The sequence below is a fragment of the Oceanobacter kriegii DSM 6294 genome, assembly GCF_000422845.1.
Taxonomy (GTDB): Bacteria; Pseudomonadota; Gammaproteobacteria; order Pseudomonadales; family Oceanobacteraceae; genus Oceanobacter; species Oceanobacter kriegii.
The window spans coordinates 133,691-145,430 of the sequence record NZ_KE383934.1 but is presented as its reverse complement, the minus strand read 5'-3'; the positions used below and the strand labels follow the sequence as shown (position 1 = coordinate 145,430).

Annotated in this window: 13 protein-coding genes; 4 read left to right on the top strand and 9 right to left on the bottom strand. The window is 53.8% G+C overall.

What is annotated here, in order from left to right:
- From G516_RS25305 to G516_RS0119450, 4 genes are all read right to left on the bottom strand, one after another.
- A partial coding sequence (locus G516_RS25305; RefSeq protein WP_156879118.1) for an IS3 family transposase occupies window positions 1-338 on the bottom strand: 338 nt, incomplete at its 3' end.
- The gene (locus tag G516_RS24915) at window positions 290-445 is read right to left on the bottom strand and encodes a hypothetical protein (protein ID WP_169449558.1); all 156 of its coding nucleotides are present in this window, start codon (window positions 443-445) and stop codon (window positions 290-292) included. The genes G516_RS24915 and G516_RS25305, both read right to left, overlap by 49 nt.
- 38 nt (window positions 446-483) lie before the next feature.
- Window positions 484-672 (bottom strand): hypothetical protein, encoded by a 189-nt coding sequence (locus G516_RS24825; RefSeq protein ID WP_156879115.1) that lies wholly within the window; start codon window positions 670-672, stop codon window positions 484-486.
- A gap of 82 nt (window positions 673-754) precedes the next feature.
- Window positions 755-1,666 (bottom strand): hypothetical protein, encoded by a 912-nt coding sequence (locus G516_RS0119450; RefSeq protein ID WP_156879114.1) that lies wholly within the window; start codon window positions 1,664-1,666, stop codon window positions 755-757.
- Window positions 1,667-2,131: 465 nt separating this feature from the next.
- Here G516_RS0119450 and G516_RS0119440 point away from each other — a divergent pair, with 465 nt between their 5' ends.
- Window positions 2,132-2,590, top strand: coding sequence for an REP-associated tyrosine transposase (locus tag G516_RS0119440; protein WP_028295057.1), 459 nt, complete (start codon window positions 2,132-2,134; stop codon window positions 2,588-2,590).
- Window positions 2,591-2,807: 217 nt separating this feature from the next.
- Here G516_RS0119440 and ccoG read toward each other — a convergent pair whose 3' ends face one another.
- Window positions 2,808-4,295 (bottom strand): cytochrome c oxidase accessory protein CcoG, encoded by a 1,488-nt coding sequence (gene ccoG / locus G516_RS23440; protein WP_084645265.1) that lies wholly within the window; start codon window positions 4,293-4,295, stop codon window positions 2,808-2,810.
- A 117-nt stretch (window positions 4,296-4,412) separates the two neighbouring features.
- Between ccoG and G516_RS0119430 the strand changes: the two genes are divergently transcribed.
- From G516_RS0119430 to G516_RS23435, 3 genes are all read left to right on the top strand, one after another.
- Window positions 4,413-5,858, top strand: a complete 1,446-nt coding sequence (locus tag G516_RS0119430) for an aminotransferase-like domain-containing protein (protein WP_028295056.1) — start codon at window positions 4,413-4,415, stop codon at window positions 5,856-5,858.
- A 206-nt stretch (window positions 5,859-6,064) separates the two neighbouring features.
- Complete coding sequence (locus G516_RS0119425; RefSeq protein ID WP_028295055.1) at window positions 6,065-7,777, top strand: nitrite/sulfite reductase; 1,713 nt, start codon at window positions 6,065-6,067, stop codon at window positions 7,775-7,777.
- Window positions 7,777-8,283: a DUF934 domain-containing protein gene (locus G516_RS23435; RefSeq protein WP_051219637.1), complete on the top strand. Its 507-nt coding sequence runs from the start codon at window positions 7,777-7,779 to the stop codon at window positions 8,281-8,283. The genes G516_RS0119425 and G516_RS23435 overlap by 1 nt, the downstream gene beginning before the upstream one ends.
- A 228-nt stretch (window positions 8,284-8,511) precedes the next feature.
- Here the strand turns inward: G516_RS23435 and G516_RS0119415 are convergent, their stop codons facing one another.
- From G516_RS0119415 to G516_RS23430, 4 genes are all read right to left on the bottom strand, one after another.
- On the bottom strand, window positions 8,512-8,730 hold the full coding sequence (locus G516_RS0119415; RefSeq protein WP_028295054.1) for a DUF6500 family protein: 219 nt from the start codon (window positions 8,728-8,730) through the stop codon (window positions 8,512-8,514).
- Between the two features lie 19 nt (window positions 8,731-8,749).
- A complete protein-coding gene (locus tag G516_RS0119410) occupies window positions 8,750-9,145 on the bottom strand; it encodes a GFA family protein (RefSeq protein WP_028295053.1) in 396 nt (131 codons plus the stop codon).
- 160 nt (window positions 9,146-9,305) lie between these two features.
- Entirely contained in the window at window positions 9,306-10,310 is a 1,005-nt protein-coding gene (gene cydB / locus G516_RS0119405) for a cytochrome d ubiquinol oxidase subunit II (RefSeq protein ID WP_028295052.1), read from the bottom strand.
- Window positions 10,300-11,712: a cytochrome ubiquinol oxidase subunit I gene (locus G516_RS23430; RefSeq protein WP_051219636.1), complete on the bottom strand. Its 1,413-nt coding sequence runs from the start codon at window positions 11,710-11,712 to the stop codon at window positions 10,300-10,302. Before G516_RS23430 ends, cydB begins: the two co-directional genes overlap by 11 nt.
- Window positions 11,713-11,740 lie beyond the last annotated feature (28 nt).

Below are 11,740 nucleotides of genomic sequence, written 5' to 3'. Positions count from 1 at the left end.
GCTGGCCTGTAAACTCGTGAACAGCGTCCTCGCATTCCATACTGCTGCATCAATCTGGCCACTCGTTTCTCGCCAACCCGTACACCCTCTCGTCTTAACTCCCTATGCACTCTGGGCGAACCATAGATGCCGTCACTGCTTTCAAACACCTGAGCGATGTGCTTGACCAGCTGTCGGTCTGAGAGTTGGCGTACAGACTCTGAAGGGCTCAACCACTGATAGTAGGCACTACGAGATACGTTCAACCAACGACAAAGCCAGGCAGTGCCAAAACGTTCTCGATGATCTCTTATGAATCGGTATCGCTCTTCTCTTGTTCCGCGAGAAATCGTTGCCACTTTTTTACCAGATCGAGCTCCTTTTTCAGGCGCTCATTCTCTCTTTTCAGCTTGCGAAGCTCACTGGATTCCTCGGGTTTCGATGCTGTTTTCTTTGCTTTGCTCACGTTCGTCTTCACTACGTTTGATGGTTTCCGAGAGGGCTTCAGCTGACCTTCCCGATATTCTTTTCGCCATCGTGACAGCATGAACGGCTTAATTTTCGGAAAAAGTGGAACAAACGCTCTGCAACTTGCTGCACTTGAACATCATTTTCAAGACTCATCTCAACTGCCGAGCGTTTGAATTCAAGCGAGTATTGCTTTGTCTTTTTCTGGTTTTTGTAGGCTGGCATAGAGCACCTTTTCGTAGTTAAAAAGGTGTCCGGTAAAACGGGGGGAAGATCATCAGTCCGTTGCTGCTGTTTGTTATGCCAATTATCCAACTCCTTGAACTCTAGCGCTTGCGTAACCATCTTCTATTTTCTTGGCTTTGAAATTTAAGTTCACCAAGGATCCATTAATAAGCGAATCTATTAAAAGTTTTTCCTGGCTCTCGCTGACAATATTTTTAGGGAGCCTAGCCCTGACTTTTGAGTTCTCTTCATAGACTATTTCAATCGTGTAATAATTTTCATAGCCTCGTATAGAGCTAATACGGAACTCCCCCTCTATTTCTACCCATTCAATTTTATTCTTAGTCTTCTCGGCAATCTTGTTAATCGCATATTTATCAAAAAGTGTTTCTCCGATTGATATTGTGTCAGCATCAGCGGCAGATGAAATAACACGCCGAAATGTTTTTTGTATTTCTGCGGATGAATTTTTTAATTCAGGAGCTGTCTCAATGGCTTTTTCCAAAAGTTTTAGTCTTTGCAATTCTATATCTTTTTTATTATCGGCATAGTTGTTAACCACCCCAGCACCAGAGAGTATGAGAGCGAGGACACACATAGTGATACCTGCAACCTTTTGAGTCTCTGGCTTGGTCATAGATTCTCCTAACCTGTTAAGTAGGCCAGTTGCATCAGCCTTTAAGTCTGTACTTCCTTCCTTGACCTTAAATACAAGCTCGATATCATGCTTTTCATATTTCTTTAAATTTCTGGCATCTCCTTCGTATACAAAATTACCGTAGAATGTATTCAAATTGCTCTGTATACAGGACAATTTGTTCAATAAATTTGCAGGCAAAGTTGAAGAGTATCTATCACCTTTGATATTCAAATTTATAAAAGGCCAACTCTCGAATTCAACATACTCATGAAAATCATCTTCTAACAATAACCTTTCCAAGGTCTTCCATGCGTCTTCTTCTGAACGAATCGTTATAGATTCATTAAACATCATAATTTTCCTTTACTTCATTAAGGCATAACAGTTTATTGTTGCGCATGCGCAGCTTCCCAGTAACACCCACGGTGAAAAAATCCGCCACAACCTTCTGATTTCCCGAGACTCTTTGCTAATTACTTAGAACCACATTATCGAGTTAGTACGCATGCGCGCTAATCCGGTTGCCCTGTGCGCATAAACTTGTAAACCGCAGCCAATAACATCTCTAAAATCAGCCATTTACGCTATCAGTTGTTGGAAAAGTGAGCAAACACTTTGGGTAAAGTGCGCAGGCAATGATGATGTTTGGCAATGGAACGGTTCGTGGCCAGGTCAGAAAATGCAGTGCTGCCGGGATGAGCAAGCTCATCCATCGGGAATGAATTCCCTCCTACAGGGTGACCTCCGTGTGGTAGGAGGGAATTCATTCCCGAACCCCGATAGACTGGGAATCACCAACCGCTAGCAAGGACGCAGGCGATGAATATCCAACCGGGCCAGCAGGCCCTGCGCAAAGGCCGTGTTTCCATCCCCGGCCAAATCTATCTTGTTACTACCGCGACCAACAATCGACGGCCGATCTTTGCAGATTGGAGCGTTGCCCATACGGCGGTACAAACCTTTACGAGCCCGCGAGTGTTGCAACAAACGCGGCTGCTTTGCTGGGTGCTGATGCCAGACCATGTTCATTGGTTAATTCAGGTTGACCAGCAAACATTGTCGGGAGAGGTAAAACGTTTAAAAGCAGCAACCGCCCGTGAGATCAACAGGCGGTTTGGGTCAACGGGATCGCTATGGCAACCGGGATTCCACGACAGGGCCATTCGCCGGGATGAGGATATCAGACAAGTCGCACGTTATATCGTGGCCAATCCGTTAAGAGCGGGGTTGGTTGAGCACATTGGCAATTACCCGTTTTGGGATGCCGCGTGGTTGTGAATCAGGGGGGATGAGCAAGCTCATCCATCGGGAATAAATTCCCTCCTACAAATAACGGTAAACCGCGAAGTCGGTGTTAAATGCAGATTTTTTCGGGAATAAATTCCCTCCTACAAATAACGGTAAACCGCGAAGACGGCGTTAAATGCAGATTTTTCGGGATGAGCAGGCTCATCCATCGGGAATGAATTCCCTCCTACACTCAGGTTTCCCACCCTTACCGCGCACTCGCTGGCACGATAAACTTGGCTTCGCGCTGTAATTGCACTCCGTCCATCTTGAAATCGAACACCAGCATATCCGGGGCAACCTGGTCAGACAGTGAACACACCCGATAGCTTTGCCATTTACCTTGGGCGTCGTTTAAATCTACCGGCACGGGGCCGAGCAATTCAAAGGCTGTGCCGCTGTGGCTGGTAACCGTCAGGTTCACTTGCTGAGATCCATTTACGAAGCTTTCGAGTTTGATTTCAAAGTCGTTGCACCAGGTGTCGTCGGCCCGTTGCACGTATAGCTGGCCGCGGCTTCGGTGTACTTCGGCCAGCAGTTCGGTGCTGTTGGCAAAGCCCCAGGCAACGCCGGAAAACGCCAGTGTCATTACTGCGCCGTAGCCCAGCAGTCGGGGACGAATCAGACGGCGCGGTTTGCCCAGCAGTTCATTGTCGGAGGCAAACCGAATCAGTCCTTTGGCTTTGCCGAGCTTTTCCATCACGCCGTCACAGGCGTCGATGCAAGCGCCACAGTCGATGCATGGCAGTTGCAGGCCGTTGCGAATATCAATGCCCACCGGGCACACCTGCACACACAGCGAGCAGTCAACACAGTCGCCCTGACGTTCATTGCTGTTGTTGTCACCAGACGCTGTGCCACAGCTTTTTTGCTGTTTCTGATGACGGCTGCGCGGTTCTCCACGCAGCACATCGTAAGAAACCGTACGGGTGTCAGAGTCGAACATAACGCTTTGAAAGCGCGAATACGGACAGGCATGGGTACAGATTTTTTCGCGCACCAGACCAGCATTGGTATAGGTCAGCAACGCCATGATGATGGTCCAGCCCCAGGCGACCGATAACAGGTCGAAGCTGGCCATGTCTGCCAGCAGTTCACGAATCGGCATAAAGTAGCCCGCAAAGGTGATGGCGGTTACCAGTCCCACCGCCAGCCACGCCAGATGTTTGAGGCCACGACGCAGGTACTGAACCGCGGTGAGGCCTTTTTCATCCATCTTTTTGAGCTTGCGGGCATCGCCTTCTATCACTTGTTCGATGCGAATGAACAGCCAGGTCCAGACACTCTGCGGGCAAGCAAATCCGCACCACACGCGGCCATAGGCCACCGCCGTAAAAAACAGCAGGGTGGCAGATGCAATCAGCAGCCCCGACAGAATGTGCAGGTCGTGCCAACCCAGACTGTTGCCAAACAGGAAGATACGGCGTTCTGCAAACGAGAACAGCACCGCTGGGTGGTCGCCCCACTGCACCCACACCATGCCAAAAAACGCCAGCAGCAAGGGGGCGCTGACGATGCGGCGCAGGTTCTGAAAAACGCCGCTGACCAGCCGCACGTAAAACTTGCCGTTTACCTGGGCCGGTTTTTTCGGTGGCAGTAACTGTTGCAGCTCGTCGGTGGTGCGTGGCGCTGGGGACACGCCGGAGGGATCAAACTCGTTCACAAGGGGAATGCGTGCCGCGGTGGTATGTTCCATCGTTCTGGCCTCTCATCGAATAATCACTGGTTGCAGAGTAAGCAATTGACAGCAATCGAATCAGGCCTAAAAATTTTAAAAAGAATGGGGACAGATGGGCACAGTCGGGGAAGCAGCATGAACAACAACACTCTCCAGCATTACCGCTATCAGCAGTTGGAGCAGCAGTTGCTGGATGGCATTCAGCAGCAGCGCTGGCGTCTGGGCGAACGTCTGCCATCCATCCGTACCCTGTGCCAGGAATTTTCGGCGTCGAAGGCCACTGTGCAACATGCGCTGCAACGGCTGGAGGCTCAAGGACTGTTGGAAGCCCGCCCCAAATCCGGCTTTTATGTCACCCTGAAACCCAGCGCCATTGCCGCGCCGAGCACCACCGGCAAGCTGGAGCCACCGCGCCCGGTGAGTGTCAGCGAACTGCTGCTGGACATCATGCGCCGCAGTGCTGCTTTCGATATTTTGCCCGAGCGTCCAAGCGGTGATTTACCGCCGGGCATTGTCGCGCTAAACCGCTCCATCGGCCGAGCCCTGCGCCGTCAGCGAGGTGACGATTACCTCTATTACGACGATCCGGCAGGCATGGTGTCATTACGAGAACAGCTGCAATTGTCGCTGTCCCGCCGCGGTTGCCCGTTGGCTATCGACGACATCGCCATCACCTCGGGCTGCCAGCAGGCGTTGTTTCTGGCGCTGTCTGCCTGCTGCCAACCGGGCGATGTGGTGGCGGTGGAATCTCCCGGTTTTTACGGCGTGATGCAGCTGCTGCAACAACTGCAACTGCGGGTCATCGAAATCCCTGCGCATCCAAACAGCGGCCTAGATATCGACGCGTTTGAATCAGCGCTGAAGCAATGGCCCATCCGTGCTTGTTTGGTGTCGCCCGCCTTTGCAACGCCCACTGGCGCACTGATGCCAGAAGCCAGTCGAAGCCGCCTGCTGGCATTGGCGGAGCAGCACGATCTGGCCGTCATCGAGGACGACATCTACGCCGACACCGCATTCAACAGCATTCCCGACCCGCTCAAGGCACTGGAAGCGGGCGCAGTCCAAACCGCAGCCGATCCGAAAAAGAGCCGGGTAATCTTGTGCAGCTCGTTTTCCAAATCCTTGTCGCGGGACCTGCGCATCGGCTGGGTGTGCGGTGGCCGCTGGCACCGTCAGATTTTGCATCTGAAAATGATCACCCAGTTGGCATCCAGCCGATCGCTGCAACAGGGCATCGCCGATTTCATGGAAGATGGCCACTACGCAGCGCATCTGAAACGGCAGAAATATCAACTGCGTAATCAACGGGATCAGCTGCTGGGAGCACTGCGAAGTTGGGGCAACGACCACAAAATCAGCACCCCCGAGGGTGGACTGGCCCTGTGGCTGGAGCTGCCCGAGCAAGCCGATACGCTGGCTCTTTACCCCCGCGCGTTGCAGCAAAAGGTAGTAATTACGCCCGGGCCGCTGTTTTCAGCTTCGGGCAAGTTCAGCAACTGTGTACGGCTCAGCTTCGCCCACGACTGGAACGACCATCGCCAACAGGCACTAGCGCGGTTCCGGGGACTGGTGGAGGGCTAATATTGGTGGCGGATACCACAACTTTAGCCCTCCTGTAGGAGCAGATTCATCCGCGAACCCGGGATACCGCAATCCGGTGCGTATCACGCACCATCTACGTATTCCGATCTAAAAACTGTCCCTATTTATTTTAATTTTTTTGAGCCTGAACCTGATCTGCGTCAAACCCTAATCTGTAGGCCACTCCACTGTTCAGGCTCGTGTTTGTGTACCAATACAACGACTACGACGACGCTCTGGTACTTGCCAGAGTTGAAGAATTTCGCGATCAGGTGGCCCGCTATCAGGCCGGTGATCTCAGCGACGATGAATTCCTGCCACTGCGCCTGCAAAACGGCCTGTACATGCAGCGCCACGCCTGGATGCTACGGGTCGCCATTCCCTACGGCACCTTATCTGCCGATCAGCTGCGCTTGCTGGGCGATATCGCCGACCGCTACGACCGTGGTTATGGCCATTTCACCACCCGTCAGAACCTGCAGTTCAACTGGATCGAATTAAGCGACGTACCCGATATCCTTGAGGCACTGGCTGGCGAGCACATGCACGCCATTCAGACCTCCGGCAACTGCGTGCGCAATATCACCACTGAAGCCTTTGCCGGGGTCGCCAGCGACGAAGCCATGGACCCGCGCCCGTTCGCCGAACTGCTGCGCCAGTGGGCCACCATCAATCCGGAATTTCTGTTCCTGCCACGCAAATTCAAGATTGCGGTGTCATCCTCCGATGAAGACCGCGCAGTGATTCGCGCCCACGATATTGGCCTCTATCTATACCTCCACAACGGCGAACCACACTTCCGCATTATGGTGGGCGGTGGTCTTGGCCGTACGCCGATTCTGAACCAGACGCTGTTTGAACAGGTTCATTGGCAAGACCTGCTGGGCTGTCTGGAGGCCACCTTACGGGTGTACAACCGCTTTGGCCGTCGCGACAACAAGTACAAGGCGCGCATCAAGATTCTGGTGAAGGCGTTAGGCATTGATGCCTTCCGCGATGAAGTCGAACAAGAGTGGCAGAAAATCCGCACCAGTGGCGCTGCTCCAGTGGTCAGCCACAAAGAGCTGACCCGCATCAGTGCCGGCTTCCAGCGCGAATACCCGCTTTACAATCAGGCGCTCGATCTGGAGTACGGCGCCTGGCTGGCACGGGACAAGGACTTCGCCCAATGGGTTCAGCAAAACACCCGGGCCCAAAAGCAGCCGGGCTTTGTGGCGGTAGTGGCTTCCACCAAACCCGGCCCACACACTTTTGAAAACAGCGCCCCCGGCGACCTCAGCAGTAACCAGATGCGCGAACTGGCAGACCTGGCAGAACGCTACAGCGATGGCGAAATTCGGGTGACTCACGAGCAGAATCTGGTGCTGACCGATGTCGCCCGCTGCGACCTGTTCCCACTCTGGAAAGCCTTCCAACGCATTGGTCTGGCAACGCCGAACATCGGCCTGTTAACCGACATCATCTCCTGCCCCGGCGGAGACTTCTGCGCTCTGGCCAACACCAAAACTCTTCCGGTGGAGCGCCAGATTCAGCAGCAGTTCGACCAGCTCGACTATCTGCATGACCTTGGTGAATTGAGCCTGAACGTATCGGGCTGCATGAACGCCTGTGGCCATCATCACGTTGGCAACATCGGCATTCTGGGCGTCGTGAAGAAGGGCAAGGACGGCATAGAAGAAGAGAACTTTCAGGTCACCATCGGCGGCCAGCAAGGCAAGAACGCCCGCATCGGCAAAATCATTGGGCCGGCCTTTCCGGCAGAAGAGATTCCCACCGTATTGAACCGCCTGACCGACCACTACATCAGCGTTCGTGAAGGCGATGAAAACTTCGCCGACTGCGTTGAGCGGCTTGGCGTCCCGGCGTTCAAGGATGCCGTTTACAACCGCGGCCACCAAGTCCTTGAGGAGAGCTGCTGATGAGCCAATTAATCGCTATTCGAAATGGCATGGCCGAACGGGTGTTTGATGATCCTTGGAGCCCTCCAGGTCCACAGGCAGAAAAAGACCCGCAAACAGAAAGAGGCCCGCAAGCAACAAGAGACCAGCAGACTGAAACAGCCCAGACCCTGACCGTCGAGCAATACCGCCTGTGGCTGGCTGAACACGACGCATCGGAAGCTGCTCCGGCATTGCAATTGAGCCCGAACGACGAACCGGAGGAACTCGCCGATCTGCTGCAACATTGCCCCATGGTGGCGCTGGAATTCGAGAAGTTTACCGATGGCCGCGCCTACTCTCAGGCTGCTGTGCTGCGCCGCAATATGGGGTACGAAGGCGATATTCGTGCGGTGGGTGACGTGCTACGTGACCAGTTGGTACTGATGCAGCAATGTGGTTTCAGTTCGTTTGTGATTCGTGCCGATAAAAGTCCGGAAGATGCCCTCAAGGGGCTGCAACGCTTCCGCTATGGATTTGCCCGCTAGGGGATTCACTCTGCGTGAATCAATAAGCAGGCAAATACGGCAGCGTCTTTGGTCCGGTAGACCCAAAGAAGCGACTTCCCCCGAACCGTTCAAGTTGCCGTTTTACCGTCCGGATATGCTCTGGTTATCCGGGCGGTTTTTTATCAGTCAAAACCCTTCAATGTAATACGCCTTCGGCTATTACATCCTACGCCTACCCAGCAAACACACCTGGCATATTGCCCGGAATCAAAGACCCGCCCTGACCATGTCGCGGATTTTCACGGCCTTTTCGAAATGATCCAGCTGGTGCCTTTCGATCCACCAGGATGCGGCTTCCATCAGCATTCCGGGGTCGTCGTTCTTGTTGCCAAAAAACGAGTAAAACGACAATCCAACGTTGTCGCCCTTGGCTTTGATTTTGGCATTACAAACCACAATGATTTTGTCGCACAACGCTTGTCTCATCACTCTTCCTTGATGCTATTCAGCTGTTTACTTGCCATTGCTCAAAAGCAGGCAGGTTGTCGTAGGCTAACCATTCAACGTGATGTTCTGTCCAGATGTGGGCTTCGGGTTTTACGCCAGGGTCATCATCGAGTGTCGCAACACGCAAAACGACATGCTTCTGCCCGCATCTGTCGGCGATCAAGTGACTACCGCAGATCGAGCAAAAGTGCCTTCGCTTACCAGGACTGGATACGTAAAGGCTTAGCTTGTCCTCTCCCTTGGTCCAGTGAAAGTGTTCTCGCAAGACACCGGCCGTACTGGCGAATGGCGCTGCATGAGCCTTTCGACAGGTATTACAGTGGCAATGGATGATCGGAGTAAAGAGTGCATCCACCGCATAGTGAATTGCGCCACATAAGCAGCTTCCTTTCATGCCAAATTCCTTGTTTGTGAGTGCCGCTGCTGAACGAAAGCGGCTATAGAACACGCTCCGCAGTATAGCGGGCAGATAGTGAGAAAACTGATACCCAGCTGGCATCTGGATACAAAAACGCCGGAACAAGTCCGGCGTTATCAGGGGCACTCAGCATTGCTCAGTGATAACCGTCGTCCATATTTACCTTGCCGCGGAATACGTAGTACGACCAGGCGCTGTACATCAGGATTACCGGGATGATCAGCAAGGCACCAATCAGCGCAAAGCCCTGACTGGACGTTGGCGCAGCGGCGTCCCAGATGCTGATATTGGGAGGAATCACGTTAGGCCACAAACTGATGCCAAGGCCGACATAACCCAGCGCCGTAATCAGCAGCGAATACACAAACGGCGCCGCTTCCCCCTGTTTGACTGAACGCAGCAGCTGTATGGCGGCCAGCAAGGTCAGTATTGGCATAGGCAGCAACCAGCAGATATTCGGGAAGGCGAACCAGCGTTCGGCGATGGCCGGATGCTCCAGAGGCGTCCAGACAGACACCACCGCGATAAACGCCAGCAGAGCCCACACCAGTTTGGCGCTGATGGCGCGCATCTGCTGCTGCAGCCGATGTTCGGTTTTCATAACCAGCCAGGTGCTGCCCAACAGGGCATAAACAGCGATCAGCGCGACACCACAAAACACCGAAAACGGGCTGAGCCAGTCGAAAGCTCCACCAGCAAACTGGCCTTGCACCACTTCCAAGCCGGAAACATAACCTCCCAGAATCACCCCCTGACAAAACGTCGCCAGCAATGAACCAGCAAAGAAAGCCAGATCCCAAAGATGACGGCTTTGCGCTGAAGCCTTGCCGCGGGCTTCAAAAGCGACGCCGCGGAAAATCAGCCCCACCAGCATCAGCACAATGGGAATGTACAGGGCGCTTAAAATCACCGAATACGCCATCGGAAAGGCCGCCAACAGCCCAGCACCGCCAAGCACCAGCCAGGTTTCATTGCCGTCCCAGATCGGGGCAACACTTGCCATCATGCGGTGCTTGTCGTCGTCAGACGACACCAGTGGAAACAGGATGCCAACGCCCAGATCAAAGCCATCGGCCATCACATAAAGCATCACGCCCACCAGAATAATGACCGCCCACAGCAGCGAGGTATCAATGCCCATAGTATTTGCCTCCGAGTGGCTGGTCGGGAACGTCCCGAATGGTGGATATTGAAAAGTGACTATCGGCCGTCAGGTCATCCGGCCCGGTAGCAATCAGCCGCAGCAGGTAGCGAATGCCAACGCCGAAAACGACGAAGTACACCACCACAAACAACACGAGGGTGAAACTGAGCACCGGCACACTGTGGGCACTGGCGGCCTCGTCGGTGCGCAGCAGGCCATACACCACCCAGGGCTGGCGTCCCAGCTCGGTGGTAAACCAACCCGCCAACAGCGCAATCAATCCACTCGGCCCCATCAGCAGGGTGAATTTCAACAATGATTTCTGGCTGAACAAGGTGCCGCGCCACCAACTCCAACTGCCCCACACACCCAGCAGCAACATCAACATGCCAAGGCCCACCATGACCCGGAACGACCAGAACACCGCGGCGGCATTTGGACGCTCGTTAGCCGGAAACTCCGACAGTCCTTTGAACGTGCCGTCCATGCTGTGCGTCAGAATCAAGCTGGCAAGGTGAGGGATTTCCAGCGCGAAGTGAGTGGTTTCGGTGTCGTTGTCGGGCCAGCCAAACAGAATCAGCGGTACGCCTTCACCGGGTTCACCATTGCGCCAATGGCCTTCCATCGCAGCAACCTTGGCAGGCTGATGCTCCAGTGTATTCAGGCCATGAACGTCGCCAGCAATGATTTGCAGCGGTGTGGTCACCACCAGCATCAACAGCGCCATAGTCATCATCTTGCGAACTGCCGGGCTGTTGTTACCCCGCAACAGATGCCAGGCAGCGCTGGCAGCCACCATCAAGGCGGTGCTTAAAAACGCCGCCAACACCATGTGCACCAATCGATACGGAAACGACGGATTGAAGATAATCTCGAACCAGCTGGCCGGCTCCACTTCCAGCCCGTACATACCTTCCACCAGGGTGTAGCCTGCTGGCGTGTGCATCCAACTGTTGGAAGCGATGATCCAGGTAGCGGAAATCAGGGTGCCAATGGCCACCATGACCGTGGCGAAAAAGTGCAAACGATTGCCTACCCGATCCCAGCCAAACAGCATCACACCCAAAAACCCGGCCTCCAGGAAGAAAGCGGTGAGTACTTCGTAGGCCAGCAACGGGCCCGTAATGCTGCCAGCGAAGTTCGAGAACCCCGCCCAGTTGGTACCGAACTCATAGGCCAGCACCAAGCCAGCCACTACGCCCATGCCGAAGTTAAGCGCAAAAATACGCGACCAGAACACATAAAGTGTTTTATAGACCGGCTGCGCGGTGCGTAGCCAAAGGTATTCCAGCAGCGCCAGAAAACTGGCCAACCCGATGGTGATGGCCGGAAAAATAATATGAAAGGAAACCGTGAACGCGAACTGAACCCGCGCCAGCATCAAGGCTGTTTCGTCCATCTGACTACCTCCGCAACAGACTGAAACC